Source organism: Streptomyces sp. NPDC034043 (assembly GCF_055575675.1).
Genome location: NZ_JBVISF010000003.1, coordinates 1 through 16,687, shown reverse-complemented (window position 1 = coordinate 16,687; position 16,687 = coordinate 1). Strand labels below are relative to the sequence as shown.

Below are 16,687 nucleotides of genomic sequence, written 5' to 3'. Positions count from 1 at the left end.
TCCGGCGGGTCACAGAGCCCCTTCCACGGCGCGGGCCACCCGAACCGCGTCGGCGGTCGCCCGTACTTCGTGCACCCGTACGGCCCAGGCACCCTGGTGCGCGGCGATGGCCGAGACGGCGGCGGTGGCCGCGTCCCGCTCGCGGGCCGGCGGCGGGGCGGCGTCGGGGGTGGCGGCCAGGACCCGGCCGAGGAAGCGCTTGCGGGACGCGGCGACGAGGAGGGGGAAGCCGAGGGCCCGCAGCTCGGGGAGGCGGGCGACCAGGGCCAGGTCGTGCTCGGCGTTCTTGGCGAAGCCCAGGCCCGGGTCGACGACGAGCCGCTCGGGGGCGATGCCGCCGGAGACGACGGCGTCGATGCGCGTGCGGAGCTCGGCGGTGACTTCCGCGAGGACGTCGTCGTAGACGGCGAGGCGGTTCATGCCGTCGCTGAAGCCGCGCCAGTGCATCACCACGAAGGGGACCTCGGCGGCGGCGACGGCGGGAACCATCCCGGGGTCGGCGAGGCCGCCGCTGACGTCGTTGACGAGGGCGGCGCCGGCCGCCACGGCCTGGGCGGCGACGGCCGCGCGCATGGTGTCGACGGAGACGGTGACCCCCTCGGAGGCCAGGCCCCGCACGACGGGGACGACGCGGCGGAGCTCTTCGTCGGCGTCGACGCGGGAGGCGCCGGGGCGGGTGGACTCGCCGCCGACGTCGACGAGGTCGGCGCCCTGGGCGACGAGCTCGAGGCCGCGCTTCACGGCGGCGGTGGTGTCGAACCACCGGCCGCCGTCGGAGAAGGAGTCCGGGGTGACGTTGACGACGCCCATGACCGCGCAGCGGTCCCAGTCGGGCAGCCCTGTGACGTTGCCCCTGGGGGCCGGCCCGAGGTTGCTGTTCATGGGCTCCAGGGTAGAGCCCCTGCCCTGGCCGGGCGCTTGCCCCTTCTCCACGCGCCGGTCGGCCGTGGCCGGCCGCGCCTCCTCACGCGCCGCTGCCTCGGACTCCGTCCGGCGGAGCCGGGCGGGGGTGCGGCCGGGGCCGGTGGTCGTCTGCGGGTGGGGGCCGCTCCGCGGGGCGGCCCCTCCCCGCCCTTCCCCCGTTCCCCGGGGCTGCGCCCCGGACCCCGTCTCCTGGGGGCTCCGCCCCCAGACCCCCGCGCCTCAAACGCCGGCGGGGCTGGCAAGGCTCGAACGCGGGCGGAGCCCGGAAGGCCGGACGCCGGCGGGGCCGGGAAGGCCGGACGCGGGCGGGGCCGGGAAGGCCCGAACGTCGGCGGGGCCGGGAAGGCCGCTCGCCGGCGGGGCCGGGAAGGCTCGAACGCGCGGGGCTGGGAAGGCCGGACGCCAGCGGGCCCGGGAAGGCCGGACGCGGGCGGGGCTGGGGAGGCGCGAACGTCGGCGGGGCTGGGAACGTCGAACGCCGGCGGGGCTGGAAATCCAGCCCCGCCGGCGTTTGAGGCGCGGTCCGGGCAGAGCCCGGGGAACGGTGGAAGGGTGGGTGGGGGACCGCTCCGCGCAGCGGCACCACCCGCCGGGCGGACCACCGGCCCCAACCCCTGGCCCCACACGGACCACCCCGGACGGAGTCCGGCGTAGCGGCGCCCAGCAGGGACGGGCGCCGGTGCGAGGGGCTACGCCATCTGGACCTCGCGTTCCTGCTGGGACGGGACCTTCGCCGGGTGGATGGTGTGGGCGCAGGTGCGGACCGGCTTGGGGCGGCGGCGGCTGGCGAACAGGCGCGGCAGCGCCAGCGTCACGAAGCCCTCGGCCTGCATCACGGCGAAGCCGATGCGCGGCAGGTCGCGGTTGTGCCGGAAGACCATGAAGCGCGGCTCCCAGCGGGGGCGGAACTTCTCGTTGAACTTGTACAGCGACTCGATCTGGAACCAGCGCGAGAGGAAGACCAGCAGCCCGCGCCAGGCCCGCAGGACCGGTCCGGCGCCGATCTTCTCACCGCGGGCGAGGGCCGAGCGGAACATCGCGAAGTTCAGGGAGACCTTCTCGATGCCCAGCTCGGGGGCCTGCTGGAGGGAGGCGACGATCAGCAGTTCGTTCATGCCGGGGTCGGCGCCCCGGTCGCGGCGCATCATCTCCAGCGACATGCCGTCCTTGCCCCACGGCACGAAGTGCTGGATGGCCTTGAGGTCGCCGAAGGGGCTGCTGTCGCCCTCCTCCACGCGGTGCGCGGTGGCGATGATGCAGTCGCCGTCGCCCGGGTCGCCGACGCGGCCCAGGGCCATGGAGAAGCCGCGCTCGGTGTCGGTGCCGCGCCAGGCCTCCGCGGCGCCGCGTACGGCCGTCAGCTCCTCCTCGGTGAGCTCGCTGACCCGGCGGACCTTGGTGGTGTAGCCGTTGCGCTCGATGCGCTTGACCATCTGGCGGACGTTGCGCATCGGGCGGCCCGACAGGGAGAAGTCTTTGACGTCGACGATGGCCTCGTCACCGAGCTCCAGGGCGTCCAGGCCGGTCTCGCGGGTCCAGACCTCGCCGCCGGTCTCGCTGCAGCCCACGACGGCGGGGGTCCAGGAGTGGGCCTTGGCCTCCTCCATGAACCGCTCGATGGCGCCGGGCCAGGCCTCGACGTCGCCGACCGGGTCGCCGGAGGCGAGCATCACGCCGGAGACCACGCGGTAGGTGACGGCGGCCTTGCCGCTGGGGGAGAAGACGACGGCCTTGTCGCGGCGGAGCGCGAAGTGGCCGAGGGAGTCGCGGCCGCCGTGCTTGGTGAGCAGCTCGCGCAGCTTCGCCTCGTCGTCGGAGGTGAGCCGGGCGGCCGGGTGCTCGGGGCGGAAGGCCAGGTAGATGGTGGTGACGGCGGTCAGCATGCCGAGGGCGCCGAGGGAGTACCCGACGGTCCAGGAGACCCGGCCGGCGTAGTCGACAGGGCCCTCGAAGCCGAAGAGGCCGTAGACGACGTGGGTGATCTGTTCGTACAGGCTGGGGCGGCCGACGACCTTGCCCGGGTGCACGTTGACGATGACCAGGCCCAGCCCGATGGAGCCGGCGCTCATCAGGACGAAGTTGGCCAGGGCCTTCCAGCGGCTGCGCGGGTCCGGCAGGGCCTTGAATTCACCCTGGTGGCGCACCAGCAGCGCGAGGAGGACGGCCGAGATGACCACGCCGATGACGGAGTGGCGGTACGCGAACTGTGCGACGGCGCCGGCGGGCAGCAGGATGACGGCGGCCCGCCAGGCCCGCCGCTTGCGGCGCTTGAGACCGTGCGCGAGGAGCAGGATGAGCACGCCCGCGCTGATGGACAGGGCCGCGGCGAAGGGGCCCAGGGAACCGGGCAGCACCTCGGTGACCGCGTGGATCCGGCTGTGGCGGAATCGCGGGAAGACGCCCGCCGCGATGTCCAGAAGGCCGACGATCATGACGGCCGTACCTACGAGACCGGGCACCGACTCCGGCCGTGGTCCGCGGAAGATTCGCCGGACCGTACTCGGAACCTGTCCCGACTTATCGCCATCTATCCTGCTAGACATCGCTTCCCGTTGCTCCGCGAGAGATCATGTGGCCGAAGGCCGTGACAGCCTCCGGAGTGTGGTGCGTCCATTAGGACGACATCCGTGGGGAGCGGGTTCACTCTTCCGTCGGAAAAATCCAGTCCTGCCATCAGAAAGTCGACTGACTGCTCATGGGTCTCACCAGTAATACGGTTCTGGTCCTGGCCATCATCGCGGGCGTGGCCCTGTTCGCGGTCACGGTCTGGGCCTGGCCGAAGCTCTCGGGGCGCGGCGTGCGCGCGGTTCTCAGCCGGATCGGCCTGCTGCTCGCGACCCAGCTGGCGCTGTTCTCGGCAGTCGGGCTCGCGGCGAACAAGTCGTTCCTCTTCTACGGATCGTGGGCCGACCTCTTCGGCCAGGAGACCGCCGTCGGCAAGGTCGTCGACCACTCGATGAGCAGCAAGGACATCAAGGTCGTCGACAAGCAGAAGCTGGACGTGCCCGGCGGGGGCAAGCCCCAGGTCGGCGGCCAGATCCTGAAGGTCTCCATCACGGGCCAGAAGTCGAAGATAACGAGCCCCGGCTACGTCTGGCTGCCGCCGGAGTACTTCCAGCCGCAGTACAAGGACCAGAACTTCCCGGCGTCGATCGTGCTGACCGGCTACCCGGGCACCGCCGAGAACCTGATCAAAGGGCTGAACTACCCGATGACGGCCTTCAAGCAGGCCAAGGCGGGCAAGATGAAGCCGATGATCCTGGTCATGCTGCGCCCGACCATCGCGCCGCCGCGCGACACCGAGTGCGTGGACATACCCGATGGCCCGCAGACCGAGACGTTCTTCGCGAAGGACCTGCCGCAGGCCATCCAGTCCACCTTCCGGGTGGGCAAGAAGGCGGAGAACATGGGCTTCATCGGGAACTCGACGGGCGGCTACTGCGCCCTGAAGATCGCCGCGCACCACCCGCAGACCTTCGGTGCGGGCGTGGGCCTGTCCGCGTACTACAAGGCGGCGGACGACGCGACGACCGGTGACCTGTTCCACGGCGACGACAAGCTGAAGGCCCGCGCGGACGTCCTCCAGAGCCTCCAGGCCAAGAAGCCGACCGGTACGTCCTTCCTGGTCACGACCAGCGAGAAGGGCGAGGACAACCTGAACGACACCAAGAAGTTCATCAAGCTGGTCAAGGGCCCGGACCGGGTCTCCTCGATCATCCTCGACAGCGGCGGCCACAACTTCAACACCTGGCGCCGCGAGATCCCGCCGATGCTGGTGTGGCTGAGCGGCCGGATCCAGGCCTGAGCCGCGCGCGGTGACAGGACGTACGTGAAGGGCCCGGCTCCGGCCGGGCCCTTCGCGCGTCCGCGGGGGTTCCGGGTCACGGGTCCGGGGTGTCAGGCGTCCTGGTGGCCGGCCCGGCGCAGCGCCCGGTGGACGCCGGCGGGGGTCAGTACGCCGGCCAGCGCGCCGGAGTCCGGGTCGGTGACGCCGATCCGGCCCGAGTCCTCCTGGAGCAGGGCGGCGAGGGCCTCGCGCAGCGACGCCCCCAGGGGCACCGAGGTGGCGGGGGCCGGGCCCTCGGCGGCCGTCACGTCGGCCGCTGCGACCGGGGTGACGGCGAGCCGCTTGAGTCCCCGGTCGGCGCCGACGAACGAGGCGACGTACGCGCTGGCGGGCGCGGCGAGCACGGCGGCCGGGCGGGCGAACTGCTCGATGGTGCCCTCCCCGTAGACCGCGATCCGGTCGCCGAGCCGGACGGCCTCCTCCAGGTCGTGCGTGACGAGCAGGATCGTCTTGCGGACGGTCCGCTGGAGGGCCAGGAACTCGTTCTGCAGCCGTTCGCGCACCACCGGGTCCACCGCGCCGAACGGCTCGTCCATCAGCAGGACCGGCGGGTCCGCCGCGAGGGCGCGGGCCACGCCGACGCGCTGGCGCTGCCCGCCCGACAGCTGCTGCGGGTACCGGCCCCCGTAGACGGCCGGATCCAGCCCCACGAGTTCGAGCAGTTCGGCCGCGCGGGCGCGGGCCCTCGCCTTCGGGGTACCGATCAGCTGCGGCACGGTCGCCGTGTTCTCCAGCACCGTCCTGTGCGGGAACAGCCCGACCTGCTGGATGACGTAGCCGATGCGGCGGCGCAGCTCGACCGGGTCGGCGGCCGCGATGTCCTCGCCGTTCAGCAGGATCCGTCCCGAGGTCGGCTCGATCAGCCGGTTGACCATCTTCATCGTGGTCGTCTTGCCGCAGCCGGACGGGCCCACCAGCGTCACCAGCTCGCCCTCCGCGACCTCGAAGGACAGGTCCTCCACGGCCGTCGTCCCGTCGGGGTACCGCTTGGTCACTCGCTCGAATCGGATCACCCCGCCATCCTCCCCCAGCGGTCCGCCCGGATGGGCGAAGGGTTCGTCAGGGGAGTGTTGCGACTGTGCGAATGATTCCGGCCAGCACGGGCACCGGGGGTTATGGTCGCTCGAGGGCCGGTCTCCGGCACACGCGTGCGAGGAGAAGGGGGTGGGCGGCATGGCCGGGCAGGGCTGCCTGGTGGCGAACGACTGGATCTGCTGGGAGTACGTCAGCTCCCGCTCCGCGGAACTCGCCGACGCCACGGCCGAGCACGTCTGGATCACCGCCGTGTCGGTGCTCATCGGTGTCGCCGTGGCCGTGCCGCTCGCGCTGCTGGCCCGCCGCGGCCGCCGCTGGGCGGCCCCCGTGCTGGGCCTGACGACCCTGCTGTACACGATCCCCTCGCTCGCCATGTTCTCGCTGCTGCTGCCCTTCTTCGGGCTGTCGGCGGCGCTCGTGGTGACGGGCCTGGTCCTGTACTCGCTGACGATCCTGGTCCGCAACGTCCTGGCCGGCCTGGAGGCCGTCCCCGAGGACGTACGCGAAGCCGCGCGCGGGATGGGCTACGGCCCGGCCCGGCTGCTGTGGCAGGTCGAACTCCCGCTGGCACTGCCGGCGCTGCTCGCCGGGGTCCGGATCGCCACCGTGTCGACCGTGGCGCTGACCACCGTCGGCTCCATCGTCGGCAAGGGCGGCCTGGGCAACCTGATCGCTCCCGCCGTGAACAGTTCCTTCAAGGCCCAGGTGCTCACCGCCTCGGTGCTGTGCGTGCTGCTCGCGCTCGCCGCCGACCTGCTGCTGCTCGGCGTGCAGCGGCTGCTGACCCCGTGGACGCGCCCCGGCCGTCCCGCGAAGGCCGAGGGGGCGTGAGGGCATGGGCGTGATGGGGCGGGCCTGGGACTGGCTGGCCGACGGGGCCAACTGGTCCGGGGAGGCCGGGGTGTGGCACCGGCTCGGGGAGCACGTCTACGTCAGCGGGATCGCCCTGGCCATCGCCTGTGCGGTGGCCCTGCCGGTCGGGCTGTGGCTCGGCCACCTCGGCAAGGGCGGCACGCTCGCGGTGAACGTCTCCAACGCGGGGCGGGCGGTACCGGTGTTCGCGGTGCTGGCCCTGTTCATGGTCTCGCCGCTGCGCAGCGCGGGCTACGTCCCGACCATCGCCGCGCTCGTGCTGTTCGCGGTGCCGCCGCTGCTGACCAACGCGTACGTCGGCATGCGGGAGGTGGACCGCGCGGTGGTCGAGGCGGCCCGGGGCATGGGCATGTCCGGCCGCCAGCTCTTCCTGCGGGTGGAACTCCCGCTCGCGCGGCCGCTGGTGATGACGGGGCTGCGCTCCGGTGCCGTGCAGGTCATCGCCACCGCCACGATCGCGGCGATGGTCGGCCAGGGCGGCCTGGGCCGGATCATCACCGCCGGCTTCAACACGTACGACACCCCGCAGGTGGTGGCGGGCGCCGTGCTGGTGGCCCTGCTGGCCCTGGTGGTGGAGGGCTTCCTGGTGGCGGCGGACCGGCTGCTGCCGCGGGTCCCGTCACGCTGAGGCGCGGCCGCCGTGCCGCGGCCCTCCCGGCCCGCGGCCCTTCCCCGATTCCTAAGGAGCATGATGAGCAAGTCCACGCGCATCCTCGGCGCGACCCTGGGCGCGGTGGCCCTGACCGTCTCGCTCGCCGCCTGCGGGGGCGAGAGCCTGGAGACGTCCAAGGACGGCGGCTCCTCCGCGGCGCCGGCCGGGGGCGGCAAGGGCAGGCTGGTGGTGGGAGCGGCGGGCTTCACCGAGTCCAACGTGCTGGCCGAGCTGTACGCGCAGCTGCTGAGGGGCGCCGGCTACGACGCCTCCATCACCACCGTCAACAACCGGGAGCTGTACGAGCCGTCGCTGGAGAAGGGCGAGATCGACGTCGTCCCGGAGTACGCGGCCACGCTCGCGGAGTTCCTCAACGCCAAGGTGAACGGCCCGAACGCGCCCAAGGAGAAGCCGGTCGCCTCCAGTGACGCGGCGGCGACGGTGGCGGCACTGGAGAAGCTCGCGCAGCCGCTCGGGCTGAAGGTGCTGCCGGCGGGCGCGGCGGTCGACCAGAACGCCTTCGCGGTGAGCCGGGAATTCGCGCGGAAGAACAACCTCAAGTCCCTTTCCGATCTTGGAAAGTCGGGGCTGAGGGTGAAGATCGCGGCGGGTGACGAATGCGCGGTGCGGCCCTTCTGCGCCCCGGGGTTGGAGAAGGCGTACGGAATCCAGGTTTCCGGCATCGACCCCAAGGGAGTCGGCACCCCGCAGGCCAAACAGGCCGTCAAGGACGGGGTGGACCAGCTGGTGCTGACCACCACCACCGACGCCACCCTCGACGGCTACGGCCTGGTCCTGCTGGAGGACGACAAGAAGCTCCAGAACGCCGACAACGTGCTGCCGGTCGTCAACGCCAAGGACGCCGGGGCCCCTGAGGTCGCGGCCGCCCTCGACGGGCTGACCAAGGTGCTGACGACCGCCGACCTCGTCGAGCTGAACCGCAAGGTGGACGCGGAGCGGGCGAAGCCGTCGGACGTCGCCAAGTCCTATCTCGACTCCAAGGGCCTTCTGCGGAAGCAATAGTTCCGTGTTTGTTCGCCAATTGTGGGGTAGCTGCCCGGGAACGGATTGCCGGGCGGGTACCCCACACGCCGCCCACGCCCTGTAAATTTCAGGCCATGCCCCGTGGACGTCACCGCAATCCCGAGCCCCTGCACCGACTTCTCACGCCGGCGGCCGTCGCCGGGGTTTCCGTGGCCGGCGCCGGCGCGGCGTGGCTGCTGGCGGAACCCCTCGCACTGCGCCTGCTCGTGGCCCTCACGGCCGCCGCGGGCGTCGGCGGTGCCGTCCTCATGCGCTCCTGGGACCGGGCGGCCGGCCGCCGGGTGGCGGAGCTGGCCCGCGAGCGGGTCAAGGACGAGTGGAAGACCGACGAGCGGATAGCCGCGCTCGAGTCCGACCTCGAGGAAGCCCGCCTGCTGCGCGCCCGGCTCGACGCCAAGCTGCGCGCCAAGCGCGTCGAACTGGCGGGCCTGCGCGGGGAGCACGCCGCGCTGCTGCGCCGGTACGCGACCGCCGAGACCGAGCGCGCCAGCGCCCTGGAGAAGCGCCGGCTGCTCGCCATCGAGGCCGCCTCGGCCCCGGCGGGCCCCAAGGAGCTCCCGGCGGTCTCCGAGGAACGCACCGGCGCCGGCGCGCCCACCCCGGTCGGCTACGCCCGGGCGCACGCCGCGATGTCGGCCCTGGCGCGCAAGGCGCAGGAACGGTCCGCCGCCGCTCCCCCGGCCCCCGCCGCCCCCGCCACGGCCGTCGCGCACACCCGGCCCGCCGCTCCCGCCCCGGCGGCGGCGGCCGTCGCGGCCCGCCGGCCGGCCGCGGCCGTGGCCCCGTACGCGGCCCAGCGCCGCACCGCCTCCCGCGTCGAGGGCGGCTTCGACTTCTTCGGCACCAAGAACGCCGCGCAGGCCCGCGCCGTGATCGAGTCCGTGCAGAACGAGGACCTGGCCGACGTGGTCGGCGCCGAGGCCCTCGCCGTCCACAAGGCGGAGACCGCGGGCGGCGGAGCGGAGCCGGAGTTCAAGGCGGCCACCCCCGAACAGGAGGCGATGGGCCAGGTCATCGACCTGACGGCGCACGACGAGACCGAGCCCATCGACGTGGTCCGGCTCCGCACCGCGATCTCGTAGGCCCTGACCGTTCGGCCCTGACCGCTCCGTCCTGACCGCTCCGCACTGACCGTTCGGCCGGGCACCCGCTGAGGGTGCCCGGCCGAACGGATTTTCCACAGCCTGTGCACAACCCGCGGGGTCGCGTCGGGCCCGGCAGGCCGGCCGGGCTCAGGGGAAGACGAGCACCAGCCCCGCCGCGGCCGGCTCCAGCACCAGCTGCGCGCCCAGAGCCCAGCCACGCAGCCGCTCCGGCGCGGCCAGGGCCAGCACCATCGCCACCGCCGCCGCACCGCACAGCACCAGGAAGAGGACCCCGGGGAAGGGCGCGCAGCCGCCGTACATCAGGCAGCGGCCACCCGTCTCGGTGGACAGCACCAGGATCTTCGCCACCACCAGCGCGGGCAGGAACAACGCGGCGGCGATCAGCGCGTGCACGCGCGTCCGCCCCACCCCGGCGGACGGGGGCGCGGCGACGGTCGGGGGCTGAGGGCTCCAGGTCATGCGGCCATCCTGGCGCGGCGGGCCGGGCGCGGGGATCCGTACGCGTACTCAGACGCCCCGGCCCCGTACCCAGTACCCGGTACGGCGACGGCCCGGTGGCTCAGAACAGCGGCAGCTGGCCCGGATGCGGCCCGAGGACGAAGCCGTCCAGGGTCGGGGCCGAGGCGCCGAGCACCACGCGGGCCCGGGAGCCGGGGCAGGACACCAGGTCGCCCCGGCCGCGCCCGGCCGGAGGGTCGTGGCGGGCGATCCGGCCGGCCGTCACCGCGCAGTCGCGGCCGCAGGCGGGGCAGGCCCGTCGGGGGGAGTGGGACATGCCCCCAGTCTGCCCTGCCGCACCGACACCGAAGCCGTCAGGAGGCCGCCGGGGCCTCCGCCGCCGCCCTGGACGCCAGCCACGCCCGGTGCGTCTCGTCGACCCGGGCCCACAGGGCGTCCCGGTCGGCGGCCGTCAGGTCGTCGAGGCTCCGCCGGAAGGTGCCCGCCACGGTCTCGAAGAACTCCCGCTGCCCGGCCACTTCACGCCGGCCGGTCTCCTTCCCGGCGGAGATCCGGGTCAGGACGCGGCCGCGCATGACGTCGATGCCGTCGGCGTCGCGCCGGAGCAGCGCGAGCGTCCGTACGAAGGGGGATTCCGGGGAGGTCGCCAGCCAGGTGTGCGTCTCCTGGAAGTCGGCCGTCGTGGCGGGCGCGTCGCGGAAGTTGACCCGCGGCGTGCTGCTGGCGGGGGACAGGAAGCTCCAGCCCGGGCCCTCGCCCTCCAGGGGCTCCAGCCGCTCCAGTGCGTAGCGGAAGCCGCCCTGCTCGTACGAGCCCTCGCGCAGCGGCAGCGGCTCGTACGGGCCGTCGCCGAGCCCGGCGTCCACCCAGTACGCCTCCCCGTCCACGCGGACCGTCAAGGTCAGGTGCTGCCCGTTGACCACGCGCGAGGCGGCATCGTCCTCGACGCCGCCGAGGTGGCGGGTCACGTCGTACCCCAGGTGTTCCAGGAGCGCGGCGAAAGCGCCGTTGAGGTGGAAGCAGTAACCGCCGAAACCCGCGCCCAGCCGCCGCACCGACAGCGCCGGGTCTATACCCGGCGGCCGGCCCGCGTGGATGTCGAGGTTGTCGTAGGCGACGTGCTCCAGGTGGGCGCGCTGGAGCGCGAACAGCCTTCCCGCGGAGGGAGCGCCGGGAGCGGTGATGCCGATCCTGCGCAGGTAGTCCGTGTACGTACCAGTGGTCATGGGGGCACCCTAGGGCGCCCCACCGACACCGCCCCGGCCGCCCTCCGCCGGACCGTCAGGTCGGGCGAGGAGCGGAAGCGGGCGGTCCCGGCTACTTGTCGATGTCGCCGACCACGAAGAAGAGCGAGCCCAGGATCGACACCATGTCCGCGACCAGCTGCCCCGGCAGCAGCACCGCCAGCGCCTGGATGTTGTTGAAGGAAGCGCTGCGCAGTTTCAGCCGGTACGGGGTCTTCTCGCCCTTCGAGACCAGGTAGTAGCCGTTGATGCCGAGCGGGTTCTCCGTCCAGGCGTACGTGCTGCCCTCGGGCGCCTTCAGGACCTTCGGCAGCCGCTGGTTGACCGGCCCGGGCGGCAGCTCGGCCATCCGGTCCAGGCAGGCCACGGCCAGGTCGAGGGCGTTGTGCGTCTGGTCGAGCAGCACCTCGAAGCGGGCCAGGCAGTCGCCCTCGGTGCGGGTGACGACCTTCAGTACGTCGGCCAGCTCGCCGTACGCGAGGTACGGCTCGTCGCGGCGCAGGTCGAAGTCGACGCCGGAGGCGCGGGCGATCGGGCCGGAGACCCCGTACGCGTGCACCGCCTCGGGGGACAGGACGCCGACGCCGCGGGTGCGGGCGCGGAAGATCTCGTTGCCGTGGACCAGCTTGTCGTAGACGTCCATGCGGGTGCGGACGTCGGCGATGGCGGCGCGGGCCCGGCCGAGCCAGCCGGCGGGGAGGTCCTCCTTGAGGCCGCCGACGCGGTTGAACATGTAGTGCATGCGGCCGCCGGAGATCTCCTCCATGACGGCCTGGAGCTCCTCGCGCTCGCGGAACGCGTGGAAGATCGGGGTGATTCCGCCCAGTTCGAGGGGGTACGACCCGAGGAACATCAGGTGGTTCAGGACCCGGTTCAGCTCGGCGAGGAGCGTACGCATCCACACCGCGCGCTCGGGGACCTCCATGCCGAGCATCCGCTCGACGGCCATGACCACGCCGAGCTCGTTGGAGAACGCGGACAGCCAGTCGTGGCGGTTCGCGAGCATCACGATCTGCCGGTAGTCGCGGGCCTCGAAGAGCTTCTCGGCACCCCGGTGCATGTAGCCGACCACCGGCTCGGCGCTGGCGATGCGCTCGCCGTCCAGGACGAGCCGCAGGCGCAGCACGCCGTGGGTGGAAGGGTGCTGGGGTCCGATGTTGAGCACCATGTCGGTGCTCTCCGCCGCACCGCCGATGCCGACCGTGGTCTCCGTCATGGGCGCATTGTCTCAGTCCTAGGGTGGGCACATGGATACGGGGACGCAGGGTGAGACGGGCCGTCCGCGGTGGGTGGGCCTGCCGGGCGGACTGCGCCGGATCAGGCGGCTGCTGCTGGTGATCTGGACGGTGCCGCTGACGGCGGCCACGGGCGTGTCGCTGGGTCTGGCGTTCGGGCCGGGGTGGGCGGCCTGCGGGGCGTTCTGGCTCGCGGTCCTGGGCTGGGGGTGGGTGCTGGTGGGGCGGAACTGGCGGTCCTGGCGGTACGCGGAGCGGGCGGACGACCTGCTGATCAGCCGGGGGGTGCTGTGGCGGGAGGAGACGGTGGTCCCGTACGGGCGGATGCAGCTGGTGGAGGTGACCTCGGGCCCGCTGGAGCGCCGCTTCGGCCTGGCCTCGGTCCAGCTCCACACGGCGGCCGCCGCGACGGACGCCAAGATCCCGGGCCTGGCCCCCGCCGAGGCGGAACGCCTCCGCGACCGCCTGACGGCGCTCGGCGAAGCCAGGTCGGCGGGCCTGTGACCGGCCCCTCCGCGGGAACCCCGGACGGGGACGCCCCGCCGCCGGCTTCCGCGACGCCCCCCGGCACCCCCGCCCCGCGGGGGAGCGGTGAGCGGCGGCTGCACGTGCTGACCCCGCTGCGCCGCGCATGGGTGCCGATCGCCGCCACCGCCGGTGTCCTCGTCCAGCAGGGCGACCGCGTCCAGGAGTGGATCACCGGCCTCACCCCCGCCGTGCGGCTGCTCGTGGTGGCCGGGCTGGTCCTCGTCTTCGGCACGTACGGCTTCCTCAGCTGGTGGTTCACCCACTACGCCGTCACCGACACCGAGCTGCGCATCCGCACCGGCCTGCTCTTCCGCCGCACCGCCCACATCCGCCTCGACCGCCTCCAGGCCGTGGACGTGACCCGCCCGATGCTGGCCCGGCTGGCCGGGGTCGCCAAACTCCGCCTCGACGTCGTCGGCACCGAGGAGAAGGACGAGCTCGCCTTCCTCGACGAACGCGACGCCGTCGCCCTGCGCGCCGAGCTGCTGGCGCGGGCGGCGGGCTTCGCGCCCGCCGAAGCCGTCGCCGTCGGCCAGGCCCCCGCGCGCGAGCTGCTGCGCGTGTCCGTACGGGACCTGGTGGCCTCCCTGCTGCTCAGCCTCGACGTGTGGGCGGCGCTCGCCGCCGGGCTCGTCGCCCCGCTGGCGGTGTGGCGGCTCAGCGACAGCGCCTGGGCGGCGGTGGTCATCCTGGTCCCGCTGCTCGGCGCGGTGTGGACCGGCAGCCTCGGCCGCTTCCTCGCCGGGTACGGCTGGACCGTCGCCGAGTCCCCCGACGGGCTGCGCCTGGACCACGGGCTGCTGGACCGGGCCCACGAGACCGTCCCGCCGGGGCGCGTGCAGACCGTACGCATCGTGGAGCCGCTGCTGTGGCGGCGGCTCGGCTGGGTCCGGGTGGAGCTGGCCGTGGCGGGCTCCGGGAACGGGGTGCTGGTGCCGGTGGCCACCCGCGCCGCCGCCCACGCCCTCATCGCCCGCGTGCTGCCGGGAGCGGACCCGGCGGGCCTGGAGTTCAGCCCCTCCCCGCGCACCGGCTCGCGGTGGGTGGTGCCGGTGTGGTGGAAGGGGTACGGCCTGGCCGTCTCGGAGGAGGTCTTCGCGGCCCGGCGCGGGCGCCTGTGCCGGCGTACGGAGATCGTTCCGCATGCGAAGGTGCAGAGCGTGCGCCGCTCCCAGGGCCCCTGGGAACGCGCCCGGGGGCTGGCCGACCTGCACGTGGACACCGGCGCGAACCAGACCGTCACCGCCCGGCTGCGCGCCGCCGCCGAGGCCCGCGACCTGCTGCACGACCAGGCGGTCCGCTCCCGCACCTCCCGCGCGGCGGCCCGCCCCGACCGATGGATGACCTGACATGGCGACGGCCTACGAGCGGCTGCTGGGCACGGATTTCGACGGCGCCCCCACCGACGACCCCTACGAGGTGATCTGGGAGGGCGAGGACCGTCCCGCCCACCGCGACCGCGTCCCCGGCCTCACCGCCCTCGTCGGCGACCCGGCCGCGACCGGCGGCGAACGCCTCATGGCCCTCGTCGCCCTGGTCCACTGGGCGGAGCCCGCCGGGTACGAGGCCGTGGTCCGGGCCGCCACGACCGACCCCCGCGCCGCCTTCTGGTACGACTGGTCCGTCGACCGCTGGTTCTCGGTGGACCGCAGCTACGGCCTCTTCTGCGAAGCCGCCGTCGCCAGCCGCGAGTTGGCCGAGGAGAAGGGCACCTCGGCACTGCGCACCGAGACCCTCCGCGCCCTGGTCGGGCTCGCCGACCGGGAGGGCTTCGACAACCGGCTGGGCGACTGCCTGGACGCGCGGGACGTACGGGACTGCCTGCCCGTGATCCGTGCCGCCGTCGAGCGGGGCCTCGCCCGGATGCGGGCCGGCGAGCGCTTCCGCTTCGATGTGGAGACCCAACTCGTCGGCCTCGCGGGCGCGGTGACCCTCGTGGACGAGGCACCGGCCGTGGAGCTGCTGCGGCGGCTCCTGGGCGACGCACCCTCCGGCCGCGCCCTCCGGCACGCCGCCGGCCCCGTCTCCCGCTGCCAGGGCCCGGCCGGCCGGGCCCTGGCAGCCTGGCTGTGGGACGCGGGGGACGACTACGTACGGAAGGTCCTGGGGCAACGGGGACCGGAGCGCGGCGATTTCCGGCCAGACGCCAAGGCCGGACGAAACCGTGTTTGTGTTCGCAACGTCCCTTCGGTAGACAGGTAGGCACGCAAATGACGGCACAACACGTCAGGGGTGGGTGAATGAAGTTCGACATGGGCAGCACGACGCTGTCCGAGCTGGGCAAGGCCACGACCGGTTCCAGCGACGACCTCGGCACGCTGATCAAGCTGCTGATCGCCGCGGCGGACCCGCTGGAGGGCAAGTTCAACGGCGTCGGCCGGACCGCGTTCGACTCGTTCAAGCGGCGCTCCGACGCGATCACCGCCGAGCTGAACGGATCCCTGCGGGCCATCCTCGGCGGTCAGGCCGGGATGGACACCTCGTTCACCACCGGTGACCAGGAGCAGGGCGACAACGCCCACCAGAACATGGGCTCCGCCAACTTCGACGCCGCGCGCTTCGGCGCGCGCTGACACCGGGGGACTGTGAGACATGGCTAACCAGGACCGCACCTCGTACGACATCGCCGCCTCCGTGGAGGTCCAGGGCGGACTCGGCGGGATCATCGGCCAGCTGGAGCGGGTGCTCGGCGACCGTGACGCCGCGGTGAAGGCGGCGATGGCCGAGTTCACGGCCGACGGCGTCTCGGACGACTACCACGGCAAGGAAGTCCGCTGGAACAAGGCGGCGAACGAGGTGCGCGACATCATCCGCCTCGTCCGCACGACGCTGGAGCAGAACGACGCGACCGCGCAGGCCACGCTGGCGAGGGCCAGGGCGGCCGTCGACGCCATCGGCTGACGCCGGGCCGGACGGACGCGGGACGCGACGAGGGACGCGAAGAGGGACGCGAAGGACACGGGGGTAGGGCATGGACTGGGACATCAAGCCGTCCGGCGTGCAGGGGGTCGTCAACAAGACGATCACCGCCGCGGAGGGCTTCCAGAAGGCGGGCAAGACGCTCCAGACGGAGCTGCCGGAGGCGGCGAAGCACGCGGGCACGGTCACGCCGGGCGGCGGCACCGGCGGCGAGGGCGGCGGCATGGGCCCGATCGCCGGCGCGCTGGGTGAGCTCATGAAATCCCACGAATACCGTCTCTCGTACATCGGCGCCCGTACGGAGGCCTCGATCAACGGCGTCGTCAAGGCCACGACGGCGTACGTGCAGGGCAACATCGAGCAGGCGCAGAACGCGCAGCGCGAGGCCCTGAAGGAACCGAAGGTCGACCTCCCGGGGGCGGGTCAGAAGTGACCGACCACGTACCGATCAATCCGTGCACGATTCCGCAGTTCACGGGTGATCTGGACGCGCTGGAGCAGGACCGTACGGCGATCGCGGCGGCGGCGGGGACGTTCCGTGATGCCGGTTCGAACGTGGACAGCGAGTTCCAGGGCCTGTCGGCGTTCTATTCGGCTCCTGAGGCGGCGCAGCTGTTCGCGACGACGAAGCCGGTGAAGACGGACAGTGATTTCTTCGCGGATCAGCTGGAGTCGGCGGCGAAGGCGCTGGGCGAGTACGTGACCGAGGCGCGTCCGATCGTGGCGCGCCTGAAGGAGTTGCAGGCGAAGGCGACCGCGTTCTCGAACAAGATCAGTGGGGATGAGCACTGGAAGGACGACGGGGACAAGATCGATGAGAA

The 16,687-nt window shown here is 73.1% G+C and carries 18 protein-coding genes and 1 pseudogene; 12 read left to right on the top strand and 7 right to left on the bottom strand.

Annotated features, from left to right (window positions below):
• Positions 1 to 9 precede the first annotated feature (9 nt).
• Positions 10 to 882 (bottom strand): dihydropteroate synthase, encoded by an 873-nt coding sequence (gene folP, locus ACZ51S_RS08475; protein WP_468960233.1) that lies wholly within the window; start codon positions 880 to 882, stop codon positions 10 to 12.
• Between the two features lie 731 nt (positions 883 to 1,613).
• Positions 1,614 to 3,467, bottom strand: a complete 1,854-nt coding sequence (locus tag ACZ51S_RS08470; RefSeq protein WP_468476222.1) for a phosphatidylglycerol lysyltransferase domain-containing protein — start codon at positions 3,465 to 3,467, stop codon at positions 1,614 to 1,616.
• A gap of 152 nt (positions 3,468 to 3,619) precedes the next feature.
• On the opposite strand from ACZ51S_RS08470, the gene ACZ51S_RS08465 reads away from it, so the two are divergent.
• A complete protein-coding gene (locus ACZ51S_RS08465; RefSeq protein ID WP_388933630.1) occupies positions 3,620 to 4,729 on the top strand; it encodes an alpha/beta hydrolase in 1,110 nt (369 codons plus the stop codon).
• A 92-nt stretch (positions 4,730 to 4,821) separates the two neighbouring features.
• Here the strand turns inward: ACZ51S_RS08465 and ACZ51S_RS08460 are convergent, their stop codons facing one another.
• A complete protein-coding gene (locus ACZ51S_RS08460; RefSeq protein WP_468476221.1) occupies positions 4,822 to 5,784 on the bottom strand; it encodes an ABC transporter ATP-binding protein in 963 nt (320 codons plus the stop codon).
• Between the two features lie 160 nt (positions 5,785 to 5,944).
• Between ACZ51S_RS08460 and ACZ51S_RS08455 the strand changes: the two genes are divergently transcribed.
• From ACZ51S_RS08455 to ACZ51S_RS08440, 4 genes are all read left to right on the top strand, one after another.
• Positions 5,945 to 6,637, top strand: a complete 693-nt coding sequence (locus tag ACZ51S_RS08455; protein ID WP_388933734.1) for an ABC transporter permease — start codon at positions 5,945 to 5,947, stop codon at positions 6,635 to 6,637.
• Between the two features lie 4 nt (positions 6,638 to 6,641).
• Positions 6,642 to 7,307, top strand: coding sequence for an ABC transporter permease (locus tag ACZ51S_RS08450; RefSeq protein ID WP_468476220.1), 666 nt, complete (start codon positions 6,642 to 6,644; stop codon positions 7,305 to 7,307).
• Positions 7,308 to 7,370: 63 nt separating this feature from the next.
• On the top strand, positions 7,371 to 8,354 hold the full coding sequence (locus ACZ51S_RS08445) for an ABC transporter substrate-binding protein (protein WP_468476219.1): 984 nt from the start codon (positions 7,371 to 7,373) through the stop codon (positions 8,352 to 8,354).
• Between the two features lie 95 nt (positions 8,355 to 8,449).
• A complete protein-coding gene (locus ACZ51S_RS08440) occupies positions 8,450 to 9,457 on the top strand; it encodes a hypothetical protein (protein ID WP_468476218.1) in 1,008 nt (335 codons plus the stop codon).
• Positions 9,458 to 9,607: 150 nt separating this feature from the next.
• On the opposite strand, the gene ACZ51S_RS08435 is transcribed toward ACZ51S_RS08440, so the two are convergent.
• The 4 genes from ACZ51S_RS08435 to ACZ51S_RS08420 all read right to left on the bottom strand — a co-directional run bounded on the left by ACZ51S_RS08435 (position 9,608) and on the right by ACZ51S_RS08420 (position 12,400).
• On the bottom strand, positions 9,608 to 9,940 hold the full coding sequence (locus tag ACZ51S_RS08435) for a hypothetical protein (RefSeq protein ID WP_468801151.1): 333 nt from the start codon (positions 9,938 to 9,940) through the stop codon (positions 9,608 to 9,610).
• 100 nt (positions 9,941 to 10,040) lie between these two features.
• A complete protein-coding gene (locus ACZ51S_RS08430; RefSeq protein WP_382637860.1) occupies positions 10,041 to 10,256 on the bottom strand; it encodes a hypothetical protein in 216 nt (71 codons plus the stop codon).
• 37 nt (positions 10,257 to 10,293) lie between these two features.
• Positions 10,294 to 11,166 (bottom strand): arylamine N-acetyltransferase family protein, encoded by an 873-nt coding sequence (locus ACZ51S_RS08425; protein ID WP_468476216.1) that lies wholly within the window; start codon positions 11,164 to 11,166, stop codon positions 10,294 to 10,296.
• A gap of 91 nt (positions 11,167 to 11,257) precedes the next feature.
• Positions 11,258 to 12,400: an NADH-quinone oxidoreductase subunit D gene (locus ACZ51S_RS08420; protein ID WP_388933650.1), complete on the bottom strand. Its 1,143-nt coding sequence runs from the start codon at positions 12,398 to 12,400 to the stop codon at positions 11,258 to 11,260.
• Positions 12,401 to 12,431: 31 nt separating this feature from the next.
• Here ACZ51S_RS08420 and ACZ51S_RS08415 point away from each other — a divergent pair, with 31 nt between their 5' ends.
• From ACZ51S_RS08415 to ACZ51S_RS08385, 7 genes and pseudogenes are all read left to right on the top strand, one after another.
• On the top strand, positions 12,432 to 12,923 hold the full coding sequence (locus ACZ51S_RS08415; RefSeq protein ID WP_468476215.1) for a PH domain-containing protein: 492 nt from the start codon (positions 12,432 to 12,434) through the stop codon (positions 12,921 to 12,923).
• Complete coding sequence (locus tag ACZ51S_RS08410) at positions 12,920 to 14,296, top strand: PH domain-containing protein (RefSeq protein ID WP_468887196.1); 1,377 nt, start codon at positions 12,920 to 12,922, stop codon at positions 14,294 to 14,296. The genes ACZ51S_RS08415 and ACZ51S_RS08410 overlap by 4 nt, the downstream gene beginning before the upstream one ends.
• Position 14,297: 1 nt before the next feature.
• Positions 14,298 to 15,149 (top strand): hypothetical protein, encoded by an 852-nt coding sequence (locus ACZ51S_RS08405; RefSeq protein ID WP_468476213.1) that lies wholly within the window; start codon positions 14,298 to 14,300, stop codon positions 15,147 to 15,149.
• Between the two features lie 38 nt (positions 15,150 to 15,187).
• Complete coding sequence (locus tag ACZ51S_RS08400) at positions 15,188 to 15,520, top strand: hypothetical protein (RefSeq protein ID WP_468476212.1); 333 nt, start codon at positions 15,188 to 15,190, stop codon at positions 15,518 to 15,520.
• A 19-nt stretch (positions 15,521 to 15,539) separates the two neighbouring features.
• Positions 15,540 to 15,848: a pore-forming ESAT-6 family protein gene (locus tag ACZ51S_RS08395; protein ID WP_468476211.1), complete on the top strand. Its 309-nt coding sequence runs from the start codon at positions 15,540 to 15,542 to the stop codon at positions 15,846 to 15,848.
• 70 nt (positions 15,849 to 15,918) lie between these two features.
• On the top strand, positions 15,919 to 16,299 hold the full coding sequence (locus ACZ51S_RS08390) for a DUF6507 family protein (RefSeq protein WP_468476210.1): 381 nt from the start codon (positions 15,919 to 15,921) through the stop codon (positions 16,297 to 16,299).
• Positions 16,296 to 16,687: pseudogene (locus ACZ51S_RS08385) on the top strand (hypothetical protein); the annotation flags it as partial. The gene ACZ51S_RS08390 and the pseudogene ACZ51S_RS08385, both read left to right, overlap by 4 nt.

What these genes read in the sequence shown, in the direction of transcription:
- folP (WP_468960233.1), bottom strand. Translation starts at nt 882, where the DNA reads ATGAACAGCAACCTCGGGCCGGCCCCCAGGGGCAACGTCACAGGGCTG.
- ACZ51S_RS08470 (WP_468476222.1), bottom strand. Translation starts at nt 3,467, where the DNA reads ATGTCTAGCAGGATAGATGGCGATAAGTCGGGACAGGTTCCGAGTACG.
- ACZ51S_RS08465 (WP_388933630.1), top strand. Translation starts at nt 3,620, where the DNA reads ATGGGTCTCACCAGTAATACGGTTCTGGTCCTGGCCATCATCGCGGGC.
- ACZ51S_RS08455 (WP_388933734.1), top strand. Translation starts at nt 5,945, where the DNA reads ATGGCCGGGCAGGGCTGCCTGGTGGCGAACGACTGGATCTGCTGGGAG.
- ACZ51S_RS08450 (WP_468476220.1), top strand. Translation starts at nt 6,642, where the DNA reads ATGGGCGTGATGGGGCGGGCCTGGGACTGGCTGGCCGACGGGGCCAAC.
- ACZ51S_RS08445 (WP_468476219.1), top strand. Translation starts at nt 7,371, where the DNA reads ATGAGCAAGTCCACGCGCATCCTCGGCGCGACCCTGGGCGCGGTGGCC.
- ACZ51S_RS08440 (WP_468476218.1), top strand. Translation starts at nt 8,450, where the DNA reads ATGCCCCGTGGACGTCACCGCAATCCCGAGCCCCTGCACCGACTTCTC.
- ACZ51S_RS08435 (WP_468801151.1), bottom strand. Translation starts at nt 9,940, where the DNA reads ATGACCTGGAGCCCTCAGCCCCCGACCGTCGCCGCGCCCCCGTCCGCC.
- ACZ51S_RS08430 (WP_382637860.1), bottom strand. Translation starts at nt 10,256, where the DNA reads ATGTCCCACTCCCCCCGACGGGCCTGCCCCGCCTGCGGCCGCGACTGC.
- ACZ51S_RS08425 (WP_468476216.1), bottom strand. Translation starts at nt 11,166, where the DNA reads ATGACCACTGGTACGTACACGGACTACCTGCGCAGGATCGGCATCACC.
- ACZ51S_RS08420 (WP_388933650.1), bottom strand. Translation starts at nt 12,400, where the DNA reads ATGACGGAGACCACGGTCGGCATCGGCGGTGCGGCGGAGAGCACCGAC.
- ACZ51S_RS08415 (WP_468476215.1), top strand. Translation starts at nt 12,432, where the DNA reads ATGGATACGGGGACGCAGGGTGAGACGGGCCGTCCGCGGTGGGTGGGC.
- ACZ51S_RS08405 (WP_468476213.1), top strand. Translation starts at nt 14,298, where the DNA reads ATGGCGACGGCCTACGAGCGGCTGCTGGGCACGGATTTCGACGGCGCC.
- ACZ51S_RS08400 (WP_468476212.1), top strand. Translation starts at nt 15,188, where the DNA reads ATGAAGTTCGACATGGGCAGCACGACGCTGTCCGAGCTGGGCAAGGCC.
- ACZ51S_RS08395 (WP_468476211.1), top strand. Translation starts at nt 15,540, where the DNA reads ATGGCTAACCAGGACCGCACCTCGTACGACATCGCCGCCTCCGTGGAG.
- ACZ51S_RS08390 (WP_468476210.1), top strand. Translation starts at nt 15,919, where the DNA reads ATGGACTGGGACATCAAGCCGTCCGGCGTGCAGGGGGTCGTCAACAAG.